Raw genomic sequence first — 24,704 nt, 5'->3', positions numbered from 1 at the left:
TTCCGAGGCGTTTCTGATCTTTCCTGACGGTCCGAATCCGTCAGCGCGCGAGCCAGCGGCGCAGCGAGCGCGTGACCCAGGGCAGAACCCAGTAGGTCATGATCGGCGTGAGCACGAGGGTCGTCGCGAGGACGCGCAGCCAGATCGGCAGCTCGTTCCAGCCGGGGATCGGGCTCATGGCGTACGTGAAGAGGAGGTTCACGGGGAAGAAGCCCAGCCAGATCGACACCGCCTGCTTCCACCGCGGAGGAGCCTTCACGATGGCGCCGGATGCCGTGCCCTCGGCGGTCTGCACGGTCACCGACCCGGTCGCGGGCTCGTCGAACCACCCCTCGATGCCGCTGCGGCGGCGCGAGCGCTCGCTGAGCACGAGGCCCTCGCCGGTGGCCAGCCAGGCGGCGCGCTCGGCGGAGTCCTCCCACGCGACCAGCGTCTCCTCGTCGGCGAAGCGGTAGAGCATGTGCCACACGTGCGAATCGGCGCCGGCGCGCACCCATCCCGATCCGAGGAATCCCGGGTACGTGTTCGCCATGTTGACGCCGCGCTGCACCCACTCGGTGGTCTCGCTGATGCGCGCCGGGTCGACCTCGCGGCGGATGGAGACGGTGATCGCTTCGGTGGACATGGGGGAGCCTCGCAGAGTGCGGCCCGGGTCGCGGGCACATCGGGACGGGGGAGCGCCGGGGTGCGGGCGCCCGTCGATTCTATTTCGGATACCGCGGCGCTCGTTCGCACCGCGCGAACCGCGCGAACCGCGAACCTGAACGCGCGTACATGTTCGCCCCGTACGGTCGGGACATGAGTAGTCATCCCTCGTCCGACCAGGACGCAGACAGACGCCCGACCCCCTCCCGCACGGAACAGTCCGTGTCGGCCGATGCCCCCGCGAAGACCTCCGGGTCCCGCGCGGTCAAGCCCCGCCACATCTTCTCCCGCCCGCCGCTCCCCGCCGACTAGAGGCGGCGCACCCTGCCGGCGCGCGCCATCGGGGAGAGAATGAAGGCATGAGCACGCGCAGCGAAGCCGTCCTGATCGATGTCGTCCGCACGCCCGTCGGCCGCGGCAAGCCGGGCGGGATGCTGTCGGGAGTCCACCCCGTCGACCTCGCCGCGGGAGTGCTCGCCGCGATCCTCGACCGCAGCGGCCTCGAGTCGCGTCAGATCGACGACGTGCTGCTCGGCTGCGTGAGCCAGGTGGGCGAGCAGTCGTCGAACATCGCGCGCCAGGCCGTGCTCGCCGCCGGGTTCGACGAGACGGTGCCCGCGGCGACGATCGACCGGCAGTGCGGATCGAGTCAGCAGGCCGTGCACGCCGCGGCGCAGGGCATCATGGCCGGCGCCTACGACGCGGTCATCGTCGGCGGCGTCGAGTCGATGAGTCGGGTGCCGCTCGGATCGTCCGCGACGGTCGCCGGGAGTCCGATGTCGCCGCGCCTGCGCGCCCGGTACCCCGAGGGCCTCGTGAATCAGGGGGTGTCCGCCGAGCTCATCGCGGCGCGGTGGGGGCTCGGCCGCGAGGAGCTGGATGCCTACGCCGCCGAATCGCACCGCCGGGCGGCCGCGGCCTGGGAGGAGGGCTTCTTCGACCGCACCGTGGTCGCGGTCGACGAGGCGCCGGAGGCGCGCGGCGACGAGACCGTGCGGGCGGGGACGACGGCATCCGCTCTCGCCGGGCTTCCGGCGGCGTTCCGCACCGACGCGCTCGCCGAGCGCTTCCCTGACCTCGACTGGCGCATCACGCCGGGCAGCTCCTCGCCGCTCACCGACGGAGCCTCCGCGGCGCTGCTCATGAGCGCGGAGCGCGCCGAGCAGCTGGGGCTCACGCCGCGTGCCCGGTTCCACTCCTTCGCCGTGGTCGGCGACGATCCGCTGATGATGCTGACCGGGCCGATCCCCGCGACGCGGCGGATCCTCGACCGCGCCGGGCTGTCGATCGACGACCTCGATGCGTACGAGGTGAACGAGGCGTTCGCGTCGGTGCCGCTCGCGTGGGCGGCAGAGACCGGGGCGGATGCCGCGAAGCTCAACCCCCGCGGCGGCGCGATCGCGCTGGGCCACGCGCTGGGGTCGTCGGGAACGCGCCTGCTCGGCACGCTGGTGGATCACCTCGACGCGATCGGCGGCCGCTACGGTCTGCAGACCATGTGCGAGGGCGGCGGGATGGCGAACGCGATGATCGTGGAGCGTCCCTAGCCTCGGCTCTTGGCGCGTGCTTCGGCCTCTTGGTTAGGAAACGGCCGAGGCTGGCGCGCTTTCCCGAGCAACGCGCCCGGATGAGGAAGACCCCCGCCGACCCGATTCGGCGGGGGTCTTCGCGGTGATGACACCGCGACGGGAGCTCATACTCACCGTGAGCGCGGATGACCTGACTGCCCGATCCGGTCTGAGTCGATGTGTCCGCGCATCTGCAGTTGTAGTCGACCCAGGTGTCCGGGCGGTGAACACGCGTGGAATCCCCGTGCAGCGCCGGGATCTCAAATACATGGATGCCCTAGTAATTCGTCGGATGCCGAAGTACACTCGCATTGTGCCAATGACGGCCCGAAGGGATCTCGCACAATGACTCGCACCATCCCCCATTTCGTAGGCGGATCGCACCTCACCCCTAAAGAGGGCCGCTTCGCCGACGTGTTCGACCCGAGCTCGGGCTCCGTGCAGGCCCGGGTGCCGCTCGCCGCCGCCGAGGAGGTGCGCGCAGTCATCGCGAACGCCGAATCAGCCCAGGTCGAGTGGGCTGCGACCAACCCGCAGAAGCGCGCCCGGGTTCTCCTGCGCTTCCTCGACTTCGTGCAGCGCGAGATGCAGTCGCTCGCCGAACTCCTGGCGAGTGAGCACGGCAAGACCGTCGACGACGCGAAGGGCGACATTCAGCGCGGGCTCGAGGTCATCGAGTTCTCCGCCGGGGCGCCGCACCTGCTCAAGGGCGAGTACTCGACCGGAGCGGGAGCCGGCATCGACGTGTACTCGATGCGCCAGCCGCTCGGGGTCGTCGCCGCGATCACGCCGTTCAACTTCCCCGCGATGATCCCGCTCTGGAAGGCGGGTCCCGCGCTCGCGGCGGGGAACGCAGTGGTGCTCAAGCCCAGCGAGCGCGACCCCTCCGTGCCCGTGCGCCTCGCCGAGCTGTTCCTCGAGGCGGGGCTGCCGGCCGGCGTCCTCAATGTCGTGCACGGCGACAAGGAGGCGGTCGACACGCTTCTCACCGACGACCGCATCCGTGCCGTGGGCTTCGTCGGCTCCACCCCGATCGCGGAGTACATCTACGCGACCGCCGCCGCGCACGGAAAGCGCGCGCAGTGCTTCGGGGGCGCCAAGAACCACATGATCGTGATGCCCGACGCCGACCTCGACCAGGCCGTCGACGCCCTGATCGGCTCCGGCTACGGCTCGGCGGGCGAGCGGTGCATGGCGATCTCGGTCGCGGTGCCCGTCGGAGACGAGACGGCGGATGCTCTCGCCGCGAAGCTCCGAGAGCGCGTCGCCCGACTGCGGGTCGGCCCGGCGCTCGCGAGCGACGCCGACTACGGCCCGCTCGTCACCCGCGCCGCTGTGGAGCGCGTGGAGGGCTACATCCAGCAGGGCGTGGACGAGGGAGCGACGCTGCTCGCCGACGGACGCGGCTTCACGGTCCCGGGTCACGAGGAGGGGTTCTACCTCGGCCCGACCCTCTTCGACCACGTCACCACCGACATGGCGATCTACCGCGAGGAGATCTTCGGCCCGGTGCTCGTGATCGCTCGCGCGGCGGACTACGAAGAGGCGCTGCGCATGGCGTCCGAGCACGAATACGGCAACGGCGTCGCGATCTTCACCCGCGATGGGGATGCCGCGCGCGACTTCGCCGCCCGCGTCGAGGTCGGCATGGTCGGTGTCAACGTCCCCATCCCGGTGCCGATCGCGTACTACACGTTCGGCGGCTGGAAGCGCAGCGGGTTCGGCGACCTCAACCAGCACGGAGCCGACGCGTTCCGCTTCTACACGAAGACGAAGACGGTCACGAGCCGCTGGCCCGCGGCGGGCATCCGCGACGGGGCCAGCTTCGTCATCCCCACCATGCACTGATCCCCACGCCCTACGAGGACACCATCATGAGCGACACCATCACCATCACCACCGCCGAGGAACGCGAGGCGATCATCGGGGCCGTCCGCGAGTTCGCCGACACGGAGCTCGCGCCCTTCGCCGCCGAGCGCGACGAGAAGCACCTGTTCCCGCGGGAGTCGCTGCGGAAGGCGGGAGAGCTCGGCCTCGGCGGCATCTACGTGCGTGAGGAGTTCGGCGGCACCGCGCTCAGCCGCACCGACACCGTCGCGATCTTCGAGGAGCTCGCCAAGGGCGACCCCGCGGTCGCCGCCTACATCTCGATCCACAACATGGTCGCCTGGATGATCGACACCTACGGCGACGAGACGCAGCGTGCGCAGTGGGTGCCGCAGCTCACCGCGATGCAGGAGTTCGGCGGCTACTGTCTCACCGAACCGGGAGCGGGGTCGGATGCGGCGAACATCACCACGAGCGCCGTCCGCGACGGCGACGACTACGTGCTCACGGGGGTCAAGCAGTTCATCTCCGGTGCGGGCGAGGCGGCGGTGTACGTCGTCATGGCGCGCACCGGCGAGCCGGGTGCCCGCGGGATCAGTGCTTTCCTCGTCCCGGGCGATGCGCCAGGGCTGAGCTTCGGACCGCCCGAGAAGAAGATGGGGTGGCACGCGCAGCCCACGAGGCCCGTGATCCTCGATGGGGTGCGGGTGCCGGCATCCGCTCTCCTGGGCGCGGAGGGCCGCGGCTTCGCGATCGCGATGTCGGCGCTCAACGGCGGACGCCTGAACATCGCGGCCTGTTCGCTCGGCGGGGCGCAGTGGGCGCTCGACCGCGCCGTGCAGTACGTGCACGAGCGGGTCGCGTTCGGTGAGCCGCTGGCCGAGAAGCAGTCGATCCTCTTCCAGGTCGCCGACATGCGCACCGACCTGCAGGCCGCGCGGCTCATGGTGAGCGATGGCGCGCGGGCGGTCGACGAGCACTCGCCCGACGCGACCATGCGGTGCGCGATGGCCAAGCGCTTCGCGACGGATGCCGGATTCGACGTCGCCAACCGCGCGCTGCAGCTGCACGGCGGCTACGGCTACCTGCAGGACTACGGCATCGAGCGCGTCGTCCGGGACCTCCGTGTGCACCAGATCCTCGAGGGGACGAACGAGATCATGCGCCTGATCGTCGGTCGCGAGATGCTGCGTCCGTCGGGCTCGGCATCCCTCCAGCGGAGCGGCGGAAGTTCGGCGGAGCGGAGCGGCGGCAGCGCGATGCGGAGCGCGTCATGACCCGGGTCGCGTTCCTCGGCCTCGGGCACATGGGACTGCCGATGGCGAAGAACCTCGTCGCCGCGGGGCACGAGGTGCACGGCTTCGACCTCGTGCCGGCGGCGATCGAGGCGGCGCGCGGTGCCGGCATCCCCGTCGCGGAGAGCGGAGCGGATGCCGTCGCCGACGCGGACGTCGTCATCACGATGTTCCCCGCGGGGAAGCATGTGCTCGACGCGTACCGCACCGAGCTGCTCGCCGCCGCCCGACCCGCGACGCTGTTCATCGAGTCGTCGACGATCGCGGTCGACGAGGCGCGGGCCGCTCATGCGCTCGCGCTCGCCGCGGGGCACCGCAACATCGACGCCCCCGTCTCGGGTGGTGTCGTCGGGGCCGAGAACGGCACGCTCGCGTTCATGGTCGGCGGGTCCGACGAGGACTACGCCGCCGCGCTGCCGCTGCTCGAGGTCATGGGCAAGCGCATCGTGCACTGTGGAGGCCCGGGCCTCGGGCAGGCCGCGAAGGTCTGCAACAACATGGTGCTCGCGGTCTCACAGATCGCCGTGGCCGAGGCGTTCGTGCTCGGCGAGCGACTCGGGCTCGAGCATCAGGCGCTGTTCGACGTCGTGTCGCAGGCCTCGGGGCAGTGCTGGTCGATCACCACGAACTGCCCGGTGCCCGGACCCGTGCCCACGAGTCCAGCGAACCGGGACTATCAGCCCGGGTTCGCCGGGGCGCTCATGGCGAAGGACCTCGGTCTCGCGCTCCAGGCCGTCGAGCAGACCTCGACGGATGCGAGGATGGGGCGCCTCGCGCAGCAGCTGTACGCCGCGTTCGCCGCCGGCGACGGCGCCGGTCGCGACTTCTCCGGCATCATCACCGACATCCGCGATGGGGTCGTCGGCCGGTGAGCTCGGTCGGGTCACGGCGTTTCGTCTCGCTTCGCTCGCTCAACGACCGGAGAGGGTGCGTCGTTCGCTCAACGACCGGAGAGGGTGCTTCGCTCGCTCGACGACCGGAGAGGGTGCAGCGAGCGCGGCGGAGCCGAGCGAGACGAAACGCGGCAACCCCGTGATACTGGAACGACCACGACGGAGAGGGCCTTCATGACCGAGTACGAGACGATCCTGGTCGAGCAGCGCGGACGCGTCGGATGGATCACCCTGAACAGGCCGCAGGCGCTGAACGCCCTGAACTCCCAGCTCGCGGAGGACATCACGGCCGCCGCCCAGGCCTTCGACCTCGACGACGGCGTTGGTGCGATCGTCGTCACCGGCTCGGAGAAGGCGTTCGCCGCCGGCGCCGACATCAAGGAGATGGAGGGCATGTCGGGCGACGAGATGCTCGAGACCGATCACTTCGGCATCTGGCACGAGTTCGCCGCGGTGAAGACGCCGGTGATCGCGGCGGTGTCGGGCTTCGCGCTCGGCGGCGGATGCGAGCTCGCGATGATGTGCGACATCATCCTCGCCGCCGACACCGCGAAGTTCGGACAGCCTGAGATCAACCTCGGCGTCATCCCCGGAATGGGCGGAACGCAGCGGCTCATCCGCGCGGTGGGCTACTACAAGGCCGCCGAGCTCGTGCTCTCCGGTCGCTTCATGGGCGCCGAGGAGGCGGAGCGGTCCGGTCTCGTGTCGCGCGTGGTGCCGGCATCCGATCTGCTCGACGAGGCTGCGGCACTGGCCGAGACCATCGCCTCGAAGTCGCTTCCGTCGCTCTACGCGGCGAAGGCCGCGCTGGATGCGGCGATGGAGACATCGCTCGCCGACGGCCTCGCCCACGAGAAGCGGGCCTTCGCCGCGCTGTTCGACACCGCCGACCAGAAGGAGGGCATGGCCGCCTTCCGCGAGAAGCGCGCACCCGACTTCCAGAATCGCTGAGTCGTGAGACCCATGGCCGGTGGCTCAGGCGCGCAGCGACGCGACGATCTTCTCGATGCGGCGATCGCGCGTGGCGTCCTGCTTCGCGTCGGCCACCTGTCGGGCGTGCTCCTTGCGCGCCGAGGGGGAGAGGGCGTCGAAGGCGGCGCGCAGCGCCGGGTCGGCGTCGAGCGCGGCGGCGAGCGGCGGCGGCACCTCGATCGTGCGCTCGGCGGAATCGACCCGGATCACAGCATCGATCTCCTGGTCGACCTCGAGCCCGAGGTCGGCCCGCACGGCCTTGTTGAATCCGATGAGGTTCTCGCCGCCCATGCGGGCGAGCCGCAGTCGGGCCGTGCGCCCGTCGATCGTGACAGCGACCGGGAACGCCTTGCCCGCGCCGAGCGACGAGACCTGCTCGTCGGTGAGCACGATCGCGGCGGCGGGGCCGCGCCGCACGAGGGTGGTGTGGACACGCAGTTCGCTCATGGCGACAGGGTACGCCCGCGGCCCTCGATCTCGGCGGAGATCGTGTCGTTGCGTTCCGCGATGAGTCGCCGCAGGTACGCCGTCATGAACAGCCGGTCGACGACCCGGCCGATCGGACCGAACGGCGAGCGGAACGTGATCGTGTCGCGCATGAGCGTCCCGCGCTCGTGCGGCTGGAACTCGTGCTCGTGCAGGAACGCGCCGAAGGGGCCCGCGATCTGGCGGTCGCGGAACCCGTGGGGTTCGTCGATGTCGAACACCACCGACCGCAGCCGGAACGGGATGCCGAGGTGCCGCGCTCGCCAGGTGACCGTCGACCCCTCGCTGAAGACGCCACCGGCCGGCGCCTCGACCATGGTCTCTCCGTGCCGTGCCATCGAGCGCACGTGCAGCTCGGGATCGAGCGACGCGGCGAAGACCTCGGCCGGGGGAGCGGCGATCACCCGCTCGAGCACGAAGCGTGCCATGTCAGAGCGCGTCCGGCTGCGGGCGCGGGTCGGCGAAGTCGCCGGCTGCTTTGCGCATGCGGGCGACGATCGCGACGAGCTCGGTGGCGTCGTCGCGGCTGATGCCGGGGTCGGCGAACACCTCGGCGTTGAGCGCCGCGGTCGCCTTCTCGACGAGGTCGCGACCGGCGGGCGTGAGCGCGAGGAGCGCGGCGCGTCCGTCGTGGGGGTGCGGCTCGCGCACGATGAGCGCGTCGCGGACGAGGCGTTCGGCGGTGCTCGTCACGGTCGTCGCGTGCACCTGGAGGCGAGCGACGACGCTCGACAGGGGAAGCCGGCCCGCGCGGCTGAACGCCAGCAGGCGCAGCATCTCGTAGCGGGCGAAGGTCAGCGCGAACGGCTTCAGGGTCGCGTCGACCCGGGCGAGCAGGAGCTGCTGGGCCCGCATGACCGAGGTCACCACGGTCATGCCGTCCGCGGCATCCGTCCATCCGTGCGCGAGCCACTGCCGCTTCGCTTCGGCGAGCGGATCGACGGGCAGAGGGCGGGATCGGACCACGTCTCTACGGTAGGGCATCGGACGTTCAGCCGATCGCTGGTCCTCGGTCGCTCTCGAAATGGGACTCAGTTTCACCACGCTAGAATCGAGGCAGTCGTGAGGAGCAATCGATGAAGATCTTCGTCCTGGTCAAAGAGGTGCCGGACACCTACGGCGACCGCAAGCTCGACCTCGAGACCGGCCTGGCCGATCGCGCGGCAGGAGACGTGGTGCTCGACGAGATCACCGAGCGTGCCCTCGAGGTCGCGCTGAGCCACGCCGACAAGAACGAGGGCACCGAGGTCGTGGCCGTGGCGATGGCGCCCGAGGGGTCGACCGCGTCGGTGCGCCGAGCACTGGCGATCGGCGCCGGATCGGCCGTGCACATCGCCGACGAGCGCCTCGTGGGCGCCGACCTGGGGCTCACCGCCGAGGTGCTCGCCGCCGCGATCCGCCGCGGTGAGCCCGACCTCGTCATCGCCGGCAACCTCTCGACCGACGGCTCCGGCGGTGTCATGGCCGCGATGCTCGCCGAGCACCTCGGCTGGCCGCACGCCACCGCGCTCACCACGGTCGAGATCACCGCCGACGGCATCAGCGGCACGAGGGCGGCGGATGCCGGGGCGCAGCCGATCTCGGCATCCCTCCCCGTCGTCATCTCGATCACCGAGGCGCTGCCGGACGCGCGGTTCCCGAACTTCAAGGGCATCATGGCGGCGAAGAAGAAACCGCTCGAGGTGCTGACCCTCGACGACCTCGGCGTCTCAGCCGACCCCGCAGAGGCCCCGCGCACGATCATGACGGCGGTGTCGGAGAAGCCGGCGCGCGCCGCGGGCGTCAAGATCGTCGACGAGGGCGATTCCGCCCAGAAGCTCGTCGACTACCTCGCAGAGAACAGGCTGGTGTGACATGAGCTACCCCGAGAAACCCGTGCTCGTGCTGGTCGACGTCGATCCGTCGGGCGCTCCGGCCAGCAGCACCGCCGCCCTGATCGGCGCCGCATCGACCATCGGCTCGCCCGTCGCCCTCATCGTCGGCGGCGCAGAGGATGCCGCGGCCAAGGCCGCCGCGGCCGGCGCCGCCGTCGTGCTGACCGCCTCCGGAGACGACAGCCTGCTCACCGTGCCGGTGGTCGACGCCCTCCAGGCCGCATTCGAGAAGGTGCAGCCGGATGCCGTGCTGATCTCGAACTCGATCGCCGGGCGCGACGTCGCAGGACGCTTCGCCGTCCGCACCCGCAGCGCCCTGTGCGTCGACGCTGTCGGTGTGTCCCGCGACGACGAGGGCGTCGTGGCGCACCACTCCGTCTACGGCGGGGCCTATCTCGTCGACGCGGCGCCCACGTACGGGACTCCCGTCATCACGGTGCGTCAGGGAGCGGTCGACGCCCGCGCCGAGGCCGTCGGTGCGCCGACCGTCGAGGAGCTCGCCGTCGCGGCATCCGGAGCCCCCGCTGCCACCGTCGGTGCGGTCGAGGCGATCGAGACGACGTCGACGCGCCCCGAGCTGCGCGGTGCCCAGCGCGTCGTCTCGGGCGGACGCGGACTCGCCTCGAAGGAGAAGTTCGTGCTCGTCGAGGAGCTCGCCGATGCGCTCGGCGCCGCCGTCGGGGCCTCGCGCGCCGCCGTCGACGCCGGATACATCCCGCAGTCGCACCAGGTCGGCCAGACCGGGGTCTCGGTATCGCCGCAGCTGTATGTCGCTCTCGGCATCTCCGGCGCGATCCAGCACCGCGCCGGCATGCAGACCGCCAAGACGATCGTCGCGATCAACAAGGACGCGGAGGCGCCCATCTTCGACGTCGCCGACTTCGGCATCGTCGGGGACCTGTTCACCGTGGTGCCGCAGGTGATCGCCGCGCTCGAGGCCCGGAAGAAGTAGACATGGCAGAGCGGATGCTGCGCCGCGGCCTCCCGCGCACGCCCGGCGGCGAGCCCTGGCCGCCCGCGGGGGTGGTCGAGGTCGCGGTCGTCGAGGCTCCGGTCGTTGAGGCCCCGATCGAACCCCCGGTCGTCGAGCGAACGGCGCGAGACGAAACGCGGAAGGACTCGTCGGTCGCCGCACCCCCGGTCGTTGACGCATCGGTCGTTGAACCCCGGGTCGTTGAGCGAGCGGAGCCAGACGACACGCGCCACACCGCCGGTACGACCCTGCGCCGCGGACTCCCGCGCACGCCGGGCGGCGAGCCGTGGCCGCCCGCGTCGTCCGTGGTTGCGCCGTCCGGAGGGGACCGCGTTTCGTCTCGGTCGACTCCGTCGTCCTCGCTCGACGATCCGCGGGGTGGGGAAGCGTCCGCGGCGTCGTCCTCGCTCGACGACCCGCGGGATGGGGAAGCGTCCGCGGCGTCGTCCTCGCTCGACGAACCGCGGGGTGACGCTGCAGCATCCGTGCGGCGAGGCCTGCCGCGCATTCGTGGCGGCGAGCCGTGGCCGCCCGCCAACACCGTCCGCTCCCTCGTCGCGTCGGCCCCCGAACCTGCGGCGACTGCTGCGGCTGCGGCGCCGGCGCCGACCGCGGCTCGCTCGGCCGTGGTCGCGACGGTCGCCGACGTCTCCACGCCCCTGCCGTGGACGAAGACGGTGTGGGACGGTCGGGCCCCACGCCATGTCGCTGCGGCACCGGCATCCGCCCGTCGCCCGACGTGGCCCCAGGCGATCGCCGGACTGTTCGGTGCCGCGGCCCTCGGCATCCTGGCCGGCGCCGCCGTGGCGTTCGTCCGAGCGCTGCTGAGTCTGCCGTTCATGCAGGACTTCCTCGCCGCGTTCCCGGGGGAATACGAACCCGCGGTGCAGGTCGAACCGGGGTTCGCGCCGTGGATCGGCTGGCAGCACTTCTTCAACGTGTTCCTCATGGTGCTGATCATCCGCTCGGGTCTGCGCATCCGCACCGAGAAGCGTCCGACCGCGTTCTGGACCCCGCGGAACGATCCCAAGGGCAAGACGAGCCTGACGATCTGGTTCCATCAGGCGCTCGACATCCTGTGGCTGGTGAACGGCGTGATCTTCGTGGTGCTGCTGTTCACGACCGGCCATTGGGCGCGGATCGTGCCGACGAGTTGGGAGGTCTTCCCGAACGCGCTGTCGGCGGCGCTGCAGTACGTCTCGTTCGACTGGCCGCACGAGAACGGCTGGAACAACTACAACAGCCTGCAGCAGATCGCCTACTTCGCGACCGTGTTCCTGGCCGCTCCGCTCGCCGCGGTGACCGGGTTCCGCATGTCGGGGATGTGGCCGAAGAGGGCCGAGCGCCTCTCGAAGGGGTACCCGATCGAATGGGCGCGCGCCCTGCACTTCCCGGTGATGCTGTACTTCGTGGCGTTCATCATCGTGCACGTGCTGCTGGTGTTCCTGACCGGGTTCCTGCGTAACCTCAACCACATGTACGCGGCGCAGGATGCCGTCACCTGGACCGGATTCTGGGTGTTCGTCGCGTCCATGGTCGTGATCGCGATCGGCTGGGTCGCGGCGCGTCCGCTCGTGATCGCGCCCATCGCCCGCCTGTTCGGCACGGTGTCGGGGCGCTGAGCCTTCGCTTCTGATACCGCGTCTGACACCCGAGCCACCCCCTTACGTGCGAACCACCCCCTTGCGTTCGACACGCACAGGGGTGGTTCGGCGAGAAAGGGGTGGCTCGGCGGAGGGCGGCCGAGCGCGGGTCAGCGGGTGAAGCGCACCTCGGTGAGGGTCTCGCCGAGGAACGGCTCGGTGTGCGTCGCACCGTCCAGGGTGAAGCCGTTCCGCGTGTAGAAGCGGTGCGCGCGGGGGTTGTCCTCGGCGACCCACAGGTACAGGGGCTCGTCCTTCTCGACCGCGGCGTCGAACAGCTTCTGGCCGATGCCCGTGCCGTGCCACGCGTCGAGCAGGTAGATGAAGTACAGCTCGCGGAACGCGGGGGCGTCCTTGTCGCGGGCGGGACCAGAGCCGGCGAAGCCCACGATCTCGCCGTCGACGAGCGCGGCGTTCATCGTGAACTCGGGGCCCTGAGCGGCCCAGTGCGTCCACAGCTCGGCCATGCGCCGGGGCGAGACCTTCTCGAGCGCGGCCTTGCTGATCAGGTGGTCGTAGGTCTCGTGCCAGCACTGCGCGTGCACGCGACCAAGGGCTTCCGCGTCCACATCACGGACCGGACGGACGATGACTTCAGGGTGGGCTTCGGCGCTCATGCGGTGACTCTACGCGCGGCACACACGATCGAGAAATCGAGCAGGATGCCGAAATGCCGCTGTAACACCGCCTGGAGGAATCTGACAACGATGTTCGCCGATCGTGCGCCGATGGCTACGATCGATCCTCGTGAACGTGATCTGGCGCACCCTCCTGGTGATCCTCGCAGCCCGCCGTCGCGCGCGGCGCGGCAAGACCCTCGACCCGACCGCCGTCGGCACCATCCGGCTGACGACGCTCCCGAGCGACATCGACATCCTCCGCCACATGAACAACGGGCGATACCTCTCGCTGTTCGACCTCGGGCGATGGGACCTGCTCATCCGCACCGGGCTCTTCGACGCCATGAAGGATCGGGGCTGGTACGCGGTCGTGTCGAGCGAGACGATCACCTTCCGCAGGTCGCTGCAGCTGTGGCAGCGGTTCGAGGTGCAGTCGCGGTTCATCGGCCACGACGAGAAGGCCCTCTTCATGGAGCACCGCGCAGTCGTCAAGGGGCAGGTGTACGCGCGGGCGATCGTGCGCGCCAGGATGCTGCGCCGCACCGGCGGCACGGTCAGCAACGAAGAGCTCTTCGCCGCCGTCGGCAAGCCGGAGGGCGTCCGCGAGATCGACGCCTGGGTGCACGACTGGGCCGCGGCATCCGCTCTCCCGCCCGTGCGCATGCCCGCGCCGAGCGAGTGGAGCTGATCATGGCGGATGCCGGTGCGCGCCGCCCCGCACGCACCCTCCTCGTCGGGTGCGGCGCGCTCGGCACGGCCCTCGGCGAGCGGCTCGTCGACGACGGAGCCGCGGTCACCGCGATCCGTCGCGACGGCTCGGGATTGCCCGCGGCGTTCTCGACGATCGAGGCCGACCTGCGGCATCCGCTCTCCACGCCGCTGCCGACGTTCGACGCGGTCGTGATCACGCTGCCGCCGGGGACCGGCCAGGAGGGATCGATCTATCCCGCCGCGCTCACGCATCTCGCCGCCGCGCTGACCGTGCGCCCCGAGCGCACGATCTTCGTCTCGTCGACCAGGGTGTTCGAGGGCTACGGCTCGCAGGCGTTCGGGGGCGCCGACGGGCGGGCTCCGCTCACCGAGACCGACCCGCCGCTGACGATCGGCGAGCGCGGCGACGCCCTCGTCGAGGGGGAGCGGCTGGCCGTCGACCTGTTCGACGCGATCATCGTGCGTCCCGCCGGGATCTACGGCCCCGGGCGGGACTCGCTGATCCGCCGCGTGCGCGAGGGGGCGGCCGTCGACCACGAGCGCCGCACCAACCGCATCCACGAGCATGACCTCGTGCGGCTTCTCGAGGCGCTGCTGCGCGCCGACGCCCCGCCCGCGCTCGTGCACGCGATCGATCGGGAGCCCGTGCGCCTCGGCGACGTCGTCTCGCACATCGCCTCGCGGTTGGGCGTCGCGGCTCCGCCGCAGAGCGAGGGGGATGCCGGGGGCGGCACCGTGCTCGACGGCAGCCTCGCCCACGCGCTGCTGGGGGAACTGTCGTACCCGACGTTCCGCGAGGGGTACGACGGAATGCTCGCAGCGGGACGCTGACCTCGCCGAGCCACCCCCTTCTGCGCGAGCCGCCCCTCTGCGGCCCGACCGAACAGGGGTGGGTCGCGCACAAGGGGGTGGGTCGGCGGGAAGACAGAGGTGCGCGCGAGGCGGGTCGGCGCGGGGACGCGGGGAGTGAGGCGCGCGGTAATAGCCTGGGCACATGGCCGACCCGATGCCGTCTGCAGACCCGTCCGACACCCTCGCGGACCGCGCGATCGACCTCGCCCGCCGCTGGGTGACCGAGGCGGCGGCCGCCGACGTCGACCCCGCCGCCGAGCGCCTCGCCGGAGTGCTGCAGGACGCCAACGGTCTCCCGTTCACGCTCGGCTTCGTCGACGGTGTCATGCGCCCCGAGAGCCTGGGCGCTGCGGCATCCCAGCTCCACCGGATCGCGCCGATCGTGCCCGAGTTCCTGCCGTGGTATCTGCGTTCGGCGGTGAAGATCGGCGGCGGCGTCGCCCCTGTGCTGCCCGCACCCGTCGTGCCGATCGCCCGTCGGGTGCTGCGCGAGATGGTCGGTCACCTCGTGGTCGACGCGCGCCCGGCGAAGCTCGGACCGGCGATCGCGAAGATCCGCGAGTCGGGCGCCCGCCTGAACCTCAACCTGCTGGGCGAGGCCGTGCTCGGCGAGGCCGAGGCGAAGCGGCGGCTCGACGGCATCCACGACCTGATCCGGCGCCCGGACGTCGACTACGTCTCGGTCAAGGTGTCGGCGATCATCAGCCACATCTCGATGTGGGCGTTCGACGAGGTGGTGGATGCCGTCGTCGAACGCCTGCTGCCGCTGTACCTGACGGCGGCGTCGGACCGCACGTTCATCAACCTCGACATGGAGGAGTACCGCGACCTCGACCTCACGATCGCGGTGTTCACACGCATCCTCGAAGATCCGCGGCTGCAGGGGCTCGAGGCCGGGATCGTGCTGCAGGCGTACCTGCCCGACGCGCTCCCGGCGCTGCAGGAGCTCACCGCGTGGGCGCAGGAGCGCATCGCGCACGGCGGGGCGCCGATCAAGGTACGTCTCGTGAAGGGCGCGAACCTCGCGATGGAGCGGGTCGAGGCGACCATGCACGGCTGGCCGACGGCGACCTACGACGTCAAGGTCGACACCGACGCCAACTATCTGCGCTGCCTCGACTGGGCGCTGCGACCGGAGAACGTGGCAGCCGTGCGACTCGGGATCGCGGGACACAACCTCTTCGGCATCGCGTACGCGTGGCTGCTCGCGGGGGAACGGGGCGTGCGTGCGGCGCAGGATGCCGCGTCGGGTGCGACCGGTGCCGTCGGGCAGCCCCCGATCGAGTTCGAGATGCTGCTCGGCATGGCGCAGGGGCAGGTGCAGGCCGTCTCCCGTGACGTCGGCGAGGTGCTGCTGTACGTGCCGGTCGTGAAGCCCGACGAGTTCGACGTGGCGATCAGCTACCTCGTGCGGCGGCTGGAGGAGAACGCCTCTCCCGACAACTTCCTCTCGGCGGCCTTCCGGCTCGGCGACGACGAGGCGCTGTTCGTGCGGGAGCAGGACCGCTTCCTCGACGCGCTCGAGCGCTCGACATCGCCCACGCTGCGCACCGGACCGCGCCGCACGCAGGACCGCCTCGCGCCCGTGCACGAGTCGGTGCGCCCCGCACCGGTCGCGCCCGCGCCCGAGGAGGATCTGACCAAGGCCGTGCTCGGCATCTCGCGCGGGTCCGACGACACCGGCGCCCCGTTCCTCGAGACGGCGGTGTACTCGCCGCGTGAACTCGACCGCGCGGGCGACGGCGCCCCGGGGTTCTCCAACACCGCCGACAGCGACCCCTCGCTGCCGGCGAACCGGGAGTGGGCGGCCGGGGTGCTGGGCCGGATCGCCACGTCGACGCTCGGCGTCGATACCATCGCGGCCGCCCGCGTCGACGACGCAAGCGTTCTCGACAGCACGATCGCCCGCGTCAGGGATGCCGGTGCCCAGTGGGGCGCTCGACCCGCCGCCGAGCGCGCCGAGGTGCTGCTGCGCGCCGCCGCCGCGCTCGAGGGCCGCCGCGCCGACCTCATCGAGGTCGCCGCCTCCGAGACGGGCAAGGTCTTCGCCGAAGCCGACATCGAGGTCAGTGAGGCCGTCGACTTCGCCCGGTACTACGCCGCGACCGCCCGGGAGCTGGACGCCGTCGCCGGCGCCTCGTTCGTGCCCGCCGGCGCCACCGTCGTGGCCCCGCCGTGGAACTTCCCGCTCGCGATCCCCGCCGGAGGAGTGCTCGCCGCGCTCGCCGCCGGGTCGGGCGTCGTGTTCAAACCGGCCCCGCAGTCTCGTCGCTGCGCCGCCGTGATCACCGAGACGCTCTGGCAGGCCGGTGTGCCGCGCGACGTGCTCGCCCTCGTCGACATCGAGGAGGGCGACCTGGGGCGAGAGCTCATCACGCACCCCGGCGTCGACCGCGTCATCCTCACCGGCTCCTGGGAGACCGCGGCGCTCTTCCGCTCCTGGCGTCCCGACCTGCCGTTGCTGGCCGAGACGAGCGGCAAGAACGCCATGATCATCACCCCGTCGGCCGACCTCGACCTCGCGGTGGCCGATCTCGTCCGCAGCGCGTTCGGCCACGCGGGGCAGAAGTGCTCCGCGGCATCCCTCGCCATCCTCGTCGGCCCGGTCGGGCGCTCGCAGCGGTTCGCCCGACAGCTCGCCGACGCGACGCGGTCGCTGCACGTCGGCTGGCCGACCGACCCGCTGGCCGAGGTCGGTCCCGTGATCGAGCGGCCGCAGGGCAAGCTCGCGTGGGCTCTCACCGAGCTCGAGGGCGAGGAGAAGTGGCTCATCGAACCCGCCGTCTCCGCCGACGATCCGACCGGGCGGCTGTGGCGCCCCGGCATCCGCGTCGGCGTGCAGCCGGGCTCGCGCTTCCACGCCGAGGAGTTCTTCGGCCCCGTGCTCGGGGTCATGCACGCCCCCACGCTCGAGCGTGCGATCGAGCTGCAGAACGCCGTCGCCTACGGCCTCACGGCGGGGCTCTACACGCAGGATCCGGCCGAGCTCGGGCTGTGGCTCGACCGCGTGCAGGCCGGCAACCTCTACGTGAATCGCGGCATCACCGGCGCGATCGTGCAGCGTCAGCCGTTCGGCGGCTGGAAGCGCTCGTCGGTCGGACCCGGCGCGAAGGCCGGCGGCCCGAATTACCTCATCGGCCTCGGATCGTGGAGGTCTCGGGCCACGGGGCCCGTGTCGAGCACGCTGCACCTGCGCGGCCTCGACGCCCGGATCACGGCCCTGATCGAGTCGGCGCAGCCGTCGCTCGACTACGAGGCGTTCGAGTGGCTGCGCCGGTCGGCGCTCTCCGACGCGCTCGCCTGGGACCGCGAGTTCGGCAGAGTGCGCGACGTGTCGCGGCTCGGCGTCGAGCGGAACCTCTTCCGGTACCGGCCGGTGCCCGTCGGGATCCGCGCGACGTCGGACGCGGGCTGGCAGGAGCTGCTGCGCGTCGTGATCGCGGCGGTGCGGGCGGGTGCTCCGTTCACGCTGTCGACCCCGGTCGGGCTGCCCGCGGCCGTGCGTCACGCACTCGGCGACGTGGGGGCGACCGTGTACCTCGAGAGCGACGAGGAGTGGATCGAGCGGATGCAGGCCGAGGGCCACCCGTCGCGCGTCCGGCTCGTCGGCACGCGCGCATCGGTCGGGGAGCTGCACCGGTCGCTCGCCGGCGCCGTCGGGGGCGACCCCGATCTCGCGGTGTACGACGGCGAGGTCACCTCGGCGGCGCGGATCGAGCTGCTGCCTTTCGTGCACGAGCAGGCGATCGCCATCACCGCGCACCGCTACGGCAACCCGGACGATTGGAGCGCCGAGGTGATCTGAGGGGCCCGCCAGTCACGGAGTGTAAAAGATTCTTGACATGACGATCGCCCCGGCGTAGGTTCCTCGTGTAAACAATCTTTTACACGAGGAGCGGTCATGGTCTTCGAGGAGCGCAACGCCTGGACGGGTCTCGTCGTCAGCGTGATCGCGATCACCACGTACGTCGTCATCATGCTGCAGCAGGCGGCGAGCCGCCCGGTGACCGACATCGACTGGCTGCCGCCGATGCTCTGGACGATCGGAGGCGGGATCGTCGTGACGATCCTCATCACGATCGTCTGGGGCATCGCCGTCGGGATGCGCGACCGCGAGGCGGCGACGGCATCCGACATCCGCGATCGCGACATCAGCCGCATGGGCGGACGCGTGGAGCAGGCGTTCCTCGTGATCGCCGGGCTCGCCGTGATCGCCCTGTGCGCGATCGGAGCCGACCTGTTCTGGATCGCGAACACCATGTTCGCCGGTTTCGCGGTATCGGCAGTGATCGGCAGTATCGCGCGGGTCGTCGCGTATCGGCGGGGCCTGGTGTGATGGTCAAGCCGACTCTCGTCTCCAATAGCATCCGCTCCCACCGCGAAGCGGCAGGGCTCACTCAGGCCGAGCTCGCCCGCTCGATCGGCGTGACGCGCCAGACCCTCATCGCGATCGAGCAGGAGAAGTACTCGCCGACCCTCGAGCTCGCGTTCCAGATCGCCTGCGCATTCGGCGTCGGCCTCGACGATCTCTTCCAGTACCCCGACGCCGCCCCGAAGGAGGGCTGACATGTCCGCTGAACACCGCATTGCCGGCAGTGAGCCCGAGACGACGCGCGCCATGATCCCCGCGTGGAGCCGCGAGACCTACGGACCCGCCGACGGCGTCCGCCTCACCGAGATCCCGATGCCCGCGCCGCGGCGCGGCGAGGTCGTCGTGCGGGTCGAGGCCACCTCGCTCAACGCCGGCGACGTGCGCCTGCTGCTCGGCGATCCCCTGCTCGTGCGACCGGTGTTCGGTCTCACCAGACCCACGTATCCCGTGCGCGGGATGGAGGCCGCCGGCACCGTCGTCGAGCTGGGTCCCGACGTGATCGGCGTCGACCTCGGCACGCGGGTCGTCGGCGAGCTGGTCGGCGGGGGAGGGCTCGCCTCGCACGTCGCCGTCCCGGCATCCCGCCTCGTGCCCGTCCCCGACGGCGTGACCTCCGAGATCGCGACGACGCTGCCGGTGGCCGGCGGCACGGCCTGGCAGGCGCTCGACCTCGCCGGCGTCGGCATCCGCTCCGGCGGCGGGAATCCGGATGCTGCACCGGGGCGCGTGCTCGTGATCGGCGCCTCGGGCGGCGTCGGGACGTTCGCGGTGCAGCTCGCCGCGCTGCGCGGCGCCGAGGTATGGGCCACCTGTGGGGAGCGCAATGCGCGTCTCGTCGAACATCTCGGCGCGGCCCGGACGATCGATCACCGCCGCACGCCCCTGTCGACGCTGCCCGCCGGTCACTTCGATGCGGTCGTCGACATCGCCGGCGGCATCCCGCTGCGCGATCTGCAGCGTCTCGTCCGCGACGGCGGGCGGGTCGTGCTCACCGCAGGGAACGGCGGTCACGTGCTGGGGCCGATGCCCCGCATCCTCGCCGCCGCGCTGCGCTCGATCGGGTCCCGCCGCCGCATCCGCTCGCTGATGGCGACGCCCCGGACGGAGGTGCTGACCGCGCTGCTCGAACTGACGGCCGAGGGCCGCATCACGCCGGTGATCGACCGCGAGTACGGGTTCGCGCGGGCATCCTCGGCGCTGTCGCATGTCGAGGCGGGGCATACGGTCGGCAAGGTCGTCGTGCGCGGGGCGGAGTGACGCTCGACACAGTCGCCGCTCTGGCACCGCCCAGGCGACGGGTGACAGAATGGATGCCGGCGTGCTCGAGTCGCATCTTCCCCGCCGCCCGCTCCCGGAGAGCGGACAGGGTCGAAGGACCGCCGGGCCCCTGGACAGCGTCCGCCGCGTCTCTTTCGAGGAGCTCCATGTCTGTCGAGACCACCGCGTCCGAGTCCACCGCCACCGAGGCGAACGCACGCACCGCGCACCACCGCCGCTACCTGATGTGCAAGCCGTCGCACTTCACGGTGAACTACTCCATCAACCCGTGGATGGAGCCCGCGAAGCCCACCGACACCGAGAAGGCCGTCGAGCAGTGGCAGAAGCTGCACGACCTCTACCTCGAACTGGGTCACGAGGTCGAGCTCATCGAGCCGCTCGCCGGCTACCCCGACATGGTCTACACCGCGAACGGCGGCTTCGTGATCGACGGCCGCGCGTACGTGCCCGAGTTCCGGTTCGTCGAGCGCCAAGGCGAGGCGCCCGCGTTCGCGGACTGGTTCCGCGCTGCCGGCTTTGACACCGTCATGCCGCAGGAGGTCAACGAGGGGGAGGGTGACTTCCTGCTCGTCGGCGACGTGATCCTGGCCGGCACCGGATTCCGCTCGACCGGCGACAGCCACCGTGAGGTCGGCGAGGTCTTCGGCCGCGAAGTCGTGTCGCTGAACCTGATCGACCCGCGCTTCTACCACCTCGACACGGCGATCGCGGTGCTCGACCCCGTGCAGGGCGTCGAGAACGGCGGACCCGAGCGCGCCAACATCGCCTACCTCCCCGGGGCCTTCGACGACGAGAGCCGTGCCGAGCTGGAGAAGCGCTTCCCCGACGCGATCCTCGTGTCCGACGAGGACGGCGCCGTGTTCGGCCTGAACTCGGCGAGCGACGGCTACAACGTCATCATCTCGCCGCGCGCCGTGGGCTTCGAGAAGCAGCTGCGCGAGCGCGGCTACAACCCGATAATGGTCGACCTGTCCGAGCTGCTGCTCGGCGGCGGCGGCATCAAGTGCTGCACGCTCGAGCTGCGGGGTGCCAAGTGACGGCGGTCGACGAGGTCGCGGGGTCGGCCACGGCACCGGATGCCGAGCCCCACGTCGCGCACAACTACCACCCGCTCCCCGTGACGATCGCACGCGGCGAGGGCGCCTGGGTCACCGACGTCGAGGGCAAGCGCTACCTCGATCTGCTCGCGGCGTACTCGGCCGTGAACTTCGGCCACCGGCATCCGGCCCTCGTCGCCGCGCTCACCGAGCAGCTCGGCCGCGTGACGCTGACGAGCCGCGCGTTCCGCAGCGATCGCCTGGAGCCGTTCGCGGCCGCGCTCGCCGAGCTCGCCGGCAAAGACATGGTGCTGCCGATGAACACCGGCGCCGAGGCGGTCGAGACCGGAATCAAGGTCGCCCGTGCGTGGGGCTACCGGGTCAAGGGCATCACCGACGGCGCTGCGCGGATCATCGTCGCCGCGGGCAACTTCCACGGGCGCACGACGACCATCGTCAGCTTCAGCGACGACGAGCAGGCGCGCGAGGGCTTCGGGCCGTACACGCCCGGTTTCGACGTGGTGCCCTACGGGGACGCGGATGCCGTCGCCGCGGCCATCACCGCCGACACCGCCGCCGTGCTCATCGAGCCCATCCAGGGCGAGGGCGGGGTGATCATCCCGCCGGAGGGGTACCTGCGCCGCATCCGCGAGATCTGCGACGAGAAGAACGTGCTCTTCATCGCCGACGAGATCCAGTCGGGGCTCGGGCGCGTCGGCGAGACGTTCGCGTGCGATCGCGAGGGCGTCGTGCCCGACCTGTACCTGCTCGGCAAGGCGCTGGGCGGCGGCATCCTCCCCGTCTCCGCGGTGGTCGGCAACAGCGATGTGCTCGGGGTCATCCAGCCCGGCGAGCACGGCTCGACGTTCGGCGGCAATCCGCTCGCGGCGGCGGTGGGACTCCGCGTGGTGGAGATGCTCGAGAACGGCGAGTTCCAGGAGCGCGCCCGCGCTCTGGGCGAGCACCTCGCCGGGGCGCTCGAGTCGCTGAAGGGGCACGGCGTGACCGCGGTGCGCATCGCCGGGCTCTGGGCCGGCGTCGACATCGACCCCGCGAAGGGCACCGGGCGGGAGATCGCCGATCGTCTGCTCGATCGCGGCGTGCTCGTCAAGGACACGCACGGACAGACGATCCGCATCGCGCCGCCCATCGTGATCCGCGCGACGGAACTCGACTGGGCGGTGGAGCAGCTCAAGCACGTGCTCGGCGCGTAGTCACCCCGCTTCGGTTGGCACCTCCTGCGGGAATTCCGCGAGGATTCCGGCAGGAGGTGCCAAGCGAGCGGTGGGGTGGGCGCGGGCGGGAACGGGGACACCGTGGCGTCGCCGCGAGTCCGCGATTCAGGCCGGCGGGTCCTCGGGGTCGAGGGTGCGAAGGGTGTCGCGCTCCACATCGTTGTCGGCGTCCAGCTGCGCGGCGGTCGTGTCGTCGCCGCCGATGGGAACGTCGCGGTCGGGATTCGCGTCGCCCTGGATCGCGCCGTGCGGCGACTCGCCGTGCGAGCTGTCGCCCTGGATGGCTCCGCCCTGCGACGACCCCTGCGGGTCGCCGTCTGCGGCTTCGCCCTGGATCGCGCCGCGGGGCGATTCGCCGTGCGCGTTGTCGCCCTGGATCGCGCCACCCTGGGCTGCGCCCTGCGCGCCGCCGTCGAGGTCGTTTGCGCCGTCGCCGGCGCTCTGACCGTCGGGAGCGGTGTTGTGCTCCGGGTTGATCTCGGGGGAGCCCTCGGCGGGCTGCTCGGGGTGCGGGGTGCGTCCTGTGTTGTCGTCCATGTGCGCGACGTTACGCCGGTGCCGGTGGGGCGGCGAGGGGTTGACAAACCCGCGCCGGGCGATCCGGCTCAGTCCTGCTTCGCGATCCGGATCGGTGTCGTCGCGGTGGCCTTCTCGGTGTAGTCCACGTGCTCGGCGGATGCCGCCGGCTCGGCGAGCTCCGGCTCGTCGATGACGCTGAGCGGGCGCGTCTCGTCGAGGGTGAGCAGGAAGCGGCGGTCCTCGGAGCGCCGGAGGCGTCCCGACGTGATGACCCAGATCGTGCCGATCGCGCACGCGACGAGACCGGCCGTTCCGCCGAGCATGATCGCGCTGCGCGGGCCGAACGTGTCGGCCACCCACCCCGCGATGGGCGCCCCGACCGGGGTCGACCCCATGATCACGGCCATGTAGAGCGCGAGCACCCGACCGCGCAGCGTGGGGTCGGTCGTCATCTGCACGTAGCCGTTCGCCGTGGTGAGCAGCGTGACGATCATGAAACCGGTGAAGGTCAGGGTCACCGCGTAGGCGGCGTAGGTCGGCATCGCCGACGAGACGAACGCGGCGATGCCGAAGCCGCCGGCCGCGAGGATCACGACCCGCACGCGGGCGCGGTCGCGGCGAGCAGCGAGGAGGGCCCCGGCGAGGGATCCGATCGCGAGGATCGAGCTGAGCACGCCGTAGCCGTCGGCCCCCGCACCGAACTCCAGGGCCATGGTCGAGGCGAAGATCGGGAAGTTCATGCCGAACGCGCCGATGAGGAACACGGTCACGAACACGACGCGCAGATCGCTGCGCCCCCAGACGTAGCGGAATCCGGCGGCGAGGCCTCCGCGGCTGCGTCCCTTGAGGCGCGGCGCGAGCTGTCCGGTACGCAGCAGCAGAAGCGCCACGAGCATCGCGAGGAAGGTCGCCGCGTTCGCGATGAACACCCAGCCGGAGCCGATCGCGACGATCAGCAGTCCACCGACGGCGGGGCCGATCATACGGGCGAGGTTGAAGGATGCCGAGTTCAGCGCGACCGCGTTCGAGGTGTCGCCCACCGACACCATGTCGGAGACGAACGCCTGACGGGCCGGGGCGTCGAACGCGTTCACGACGCCGAAGGCCGCCGCGAAGCCGAACATCATCGGCAGCGTCATGAGCCCGTTCAGGAGCAGGACGCCGACGGCGATCGCGAGCACCAGCAGCGCGCTCTGCGTCGCGAGCAAAATGCGGCGGCGCTCGAAGCGGTCGGCCACCCACCCGGTGAGGCTCACGAGCACGAGCGGCGGTCCGAACTGCAGCGCCATCGTCACGCCCATCGCGGCGGCGTCGTTGTCGGTGAGCTCGGTGAGCACGACCCAGTCCTGCGCGGTCGCCTGCATCCACCCGCCGACGTTCGAGACGAGAGCGCCGGCGAACCAGATGCGGTAGTTGACGTTCGCGAACGAGCGGAACATGGCGCTCATCGGTCGACCACCCTCCGCATCAGGGCGCTGGCCTCGCGCAGCGTCGAGAGCTCCGCCTCGGTGAGATCGAGCTCGGCCAGCATGCCGGCGAGCAGTCGGTCGCGCCGTTGAATGGTCTCGGCGACGATCGCCGAACCGCTCTCGGTGATGTCGACCTGCACGCGGCGGCGGTCCTCCTCATCGGGGATGCGCACGACGTAGCCCTGCTCGGCGAGGCCGTTGATCATGCTGGTCATCGACGGGGCGGTGACGCGCTCGGCATCCGCGAGAGCGGTGATCGTGCGACGACCGTGCATGCGCAGCGTCGCGAGCACCGCCAGCTGCGCGTCGCTCATGGCGTCGACGGCACGAACGTGTCGGAGGCGGCGCGCGAGCCGGAAGGTGGCGAGGCGCAGGTCTGTCGCGGTGAGGTGAAGGGACTCATCGGACGCAGACATTACTTAGATAGTCTATCTA

Annotated in this window: 24 protein-coding genes; 16 read left to right on the top strand and 8 right to left on the bottom strand. The window is 71.1% G+C overall.

Annotation, left to right across the window (positions count from 1 at the left end; genetic code table 11):
* Positions 1-40 precede the first annotated feature (40 nt).
* Positions 41-625 (bottom strand): antibiotic biosynthesis monooxygenase, encoded by a 585-nt coding sequence (locus tag AUC47_RS09725; protein ID WP_096715019.1) that lies wholly within the window; start codon positions 623-625, stop codon positions 41-43.
* A gap of 379 nt (positions 626-1,004) precedes the next feature.
* On the opposite strand from AUC47_RS09725, the gene AUC47_RS09720 reads away from it, so the two are divergent.
* From AUC47_RS09720 to AUC47_RS09700, 5 genes are all read left to right on the top strand, one after another.
* On the top strand, positions 1,005-2,192 hold the full coding sequence (locus AUC47_RS09720) for a thiolase family protein (protein WP_096715018.1): 1,188 nt from the start codon (positions 1,005-1,007) through the stop codon (positions 2,190-2,192).
* 366 nt (positions 2,193-2,558) lie between these two features.
* On the top strand, positions 2,559-4,061 hold the full coding sequence (locus AUC47_RS09715) for a CoA-acylating methylmalonate-semialdehyde dehydrogenase (protein ID WP_096715017.1): 1,503 nt from the start codon (positions 2,559-2,561) through the stop codon (positions 4,059-4,061).
* A gap of 26 nt (positions 4,062-4,087) precedes the next feature.
* Positions 4,088-5,317, top strand: coding sequence for an acyl-CoA dehydrogenase family protein (locus AUC47_RS09710; RefSeq protein WP_096715016.1), 1,230 nt, complete (start codon positions 4,088-4,090; stop codon positions 5,315-5,317).
* On the top strand, positions 5,314-6,207 hold the full coding sequence (gene mmsB, locus AUC47_RS09705) for a 3-hydroxyisobutyrate dehydrogenase (RefSeq protein WP_096715015.1): 894 nt from the start codon (positions 5,314-5,316) through the stop codon (positions 6,205-6,207). The genes AUC47_RS09710 and mmsB overlap by 4 nt, the downstream gene beginning before the upstream one ends.
* A gap of 195 nt (positions 6,208-6,402) precedes the next feature.
* Positions 6,403-7,179, top strand: coding sequence for an enoyl-CoA hydratase-related protein (locus AUC47_RS09700; protein WP_096715014.1), 777 nt, complete (start codon positions 6,403-6,405; stop codon positions 7,177-7,179).
* Positions 7,180-7,203: 24 nt separating this feature from the next.
* Here AUC47_RS09700 and AUC47_RS09695 read toward each other — a convergent pair whose 3' ends face one another.
* The 3 genes from AUC47_RS09695 to AUC47_RS09685 are packed head-to-tail and all read right to left on the bottom strand — an operon-like array spanning position 7,204 to position 8,652.
* Entirely contained in the window at positions 7,204-7,647 is a 444-nt protein-coding gene (locus tag AUC47_RS09695; protein WP_096715013.1) for a YdeI/OmpD-associated family protein, read from the bottom strand.
* The gene (locus AUC47_RS09690) at positions 7,644-8,114 is read right to left on the bottom strand and encodes an SRPBCC family protein (RefSeq protein ID WP_096715012.1); all 471 of its coding nucleotides are present in this window, start codon (positions 8,112-8,114) and stop codon (positions 7,644-7,646) included. The genes AUC47_RS09695 and AUC47_RS09690 overlap by 4 nt, the downstream gene beginning before the upstream one ends.
* A 1-nt stretch (position 8,115) precedes the next feature.
* Positions 8,116-8,652: a MarR family winged helix-turn-helix transcriptional regulator gene (locus AUC47_RS09685; RefSeq protein ID WP_096715011.1), complete on the bottom strand. Its 537-nt coding sequence runs from the start codon at positions 8,650-8,652 to the stop codon at positions 8,116-8,118.
* A 110-nt stretch (positions 8,653-8,762) separates the two neighbouring features.
* On the opposite strand from AUC47_RS09685, the gene AUC47_RS09680 reads away from it, so the two are divergent.
* From AUC47_RS09680 to AUC47_RS09670, 3 genes are read left to right on the top strand one after another with little or no spacing between them, the layout of a single operon-like run.
* Entirely contained in the window at positions 8,763-9,539 is a 777-nt protein-coding gene (locus tag AUC47_RS09680) for an electron transfer flavoprotein subunit beta/FixA family protein (RefSeq protein WP_096715010.1), read from the top strand.
* 1 nt (position 9,540) lies between these two features.
* On the top strand, positions 9,541-10,512 hold the full coding sequence (locus tag AUC47_RS09675) for an electron transfer flavoprotein subunit alpha/FixB family protein (protein ID WP_096715009.1): 972 nt from the start codon (positions 9,541-9,543) through the stop codon (positions 10,510-10,512).
* Between the two features lie 2 nt (positions 10,513-10,514).
* Positions 10,515-12,155, top strand: coding sequence for a cytochrome b/b6 domain-containing protein (locus tag AUC47_RS09670; protein WP_096715008.1), 1,641 nt, complete (start codon positions 10,515-10,517; stop codon positions 12,153-12,155).
* A gap of 131 nt (positions 12,156-12,286) precedes the next feature.
* Here the strand turns inward: AUC47_RS09670 and AUC47_RS09665 are convergent, their stop codons facing one another.
* Positions 12,287-12,793, bottom strand: a complete 507-nt coding sequence (locus AUC47_RS09665) for a GNAT family N-acetyltransferase (protein WP_096715007.1) — start codon at positions 12,791-12,793, stop codon at positions 12,287-12,289.
* A 130-nt stretch (positions 12,794-12,923) separates the two neighbouring features.
* Between AUC47_RS09665 and AUC47_RS09660 the strand changes: the two genes are divergently transcribed.
* The 8 genes from AUC47_RS09660 (at position 12,924) to rocD (ending at position 22,260) form a co-directional block, all read left to right on the top strand.
* Entirely contained in the window at positions 12,924-13,484 is a 561-nt protein-coding gene (locus AUC47_RS09660; protein WP_096715024.1) for an acyl-CoA thioesterase, read from the top strand.
* A 2-nt stretch (positions 13,485-13,486) separates the two neighbouring features.
* Positions 13,487-14,338 carry a sugar nucleotide-binding protein gene (locus tag AUC47_RS09655; protein ID WP_096715006.1) on the top strand — a complete coding sequence of 284 codons (852 nt, stop codon included), beginning with the start codon at positions 13,487-13,489 and terminating at the stop codon, positions 14,336-14,338.
* Positions 14,339-14,501: 163 nt separating this feature from the next.
* Positions 14,502-18,164, top strand: coding sequence for a proline dehydrogenase family protein (locus AUC47_RS09650; protein WP_096715005.1), 3,663 nt, complete (start codon positions 14,502-14,504; stop codon positions 18,162-18,164).
* A gap of 96 nt (positions 18,165-18,260) precedes the next feature.
* Positions 18,261-18,695 (top strand): hypothetical protein, encoded by a 435-nt coding sequence (locus tag AUC47_RS09645; protein ID WP_096715004.1) that lies wholly within the window; start codon positions 18,261-18,263, stop codon positions 18,693-18,695.
* Positions 18,695-18,925 carry a helix-turn-helix transcriptional regulator gene (locus tag AUC47_RS09640; protein WP_096715003.1) on the top strand — a complete coding sequence of 77 codons (231 nt, stop codon included), beginning with the start codon at positions 18,695-18,697 and terminating at the stop codon, positions 18,923-18,925. Before AUC47_RS09645 ends, AUC47_RS09640 begins: the two co-directional genes overlap by 1 nt.
* Before the next feature lies 1 nt (position 18,926).
* Positions 18,927-19,988: an NAD(P)-dependent alcohol dehydrogenase gene (locus AUC47_RS09635; protein ID WP_096715002.1), complete on the top strand. Its 1,062-nt coding sequence runs from the start codon at positions 18,927-18,929 to the stop codon at positions 19,986-19,988.
* Positions 19,989-20,155: 167 nt separating this feature from the next.
* The gene (gene ddaH / locus AUC47_RS09630; RefSeq protein WP_096715001.1) at positions 20,156-21,046 is read left to right on the top strand and encodes a dimethylargininase; all 891 of its coding nucleotides are present in this window, start codon (positions 20,156-20,158) and stop codon (positions 21,044-21,046) included.
* Complete coding sequence (rocD, locus tag AUC47_RS09625) at positions 21,043-22,260, top strand: ornithine--oxo-acid transaminase (protein WP_096715000.1); 1,218 nt, start codon at positions 21,043-21,045, stop codon at positions 22,258-22,260. Before ddaH ends, rocD begins: the two co-directional genes overlap by 4 nt.
* 126 nt (positions 22,261-22,386) lie before the next feature.
* Here the strand turns inward: rocD and AUC47_RS09620 are convergent, their stop codons facing one another.
* The 3 genes from AUC47_RS09620 to AUC47_RS09610 form a co-directional block, all read right to left on the bottom strand.
* Entirely contained in the window at positions 22,387-22,818 is a 432-nt protein-coding gene (locus AUC47_RS09620; RefSeq protein ID WP_096714999.1) for a hypothetical protein, read from the bottom strand.
* A 68-nt stretch (positions 22,819-22,886) separates the two neighbouring features.
* On the bottom strand, positions 22,887-24,239 hold the full coding sequence (locus AUC47_RS09615; RefSeq protein WP_096715023.1) for an MFS transporter: 1,353 nt from the start codon (positions 24,237-24,239) through the stop codon (positions 22,887-22,889).
* A gap of 5 nt (positions 24,240-24,244) precedes the next feature.
* Positions 24,245-24,685: a MarR family winged helix-turn-helix transcriptional regulator gene (locus AUC47_RS09610; protein WP_096714998.1), complete on the bottom strand. Its 441-nt coding sequence runs from the start codon at positions 24,683-24,685 to the stop codon at positions 24,245-24,247.
* Positions 24,686-24,704 lie beyond the last annotated feature (19 nt).

This window comes from Microbacterium sp. SZ1 (assembly GCF_002362255.1).
Taxonomy (GTDB): domain Bacteria; phylum Actinomycetota; class Actinomycetes; order Actinomycetales; family Microbacteriaceae; genus Microbacterium.
This window is presented reverse-complemented; position numbering and strand designations above follow the sequence as displayed.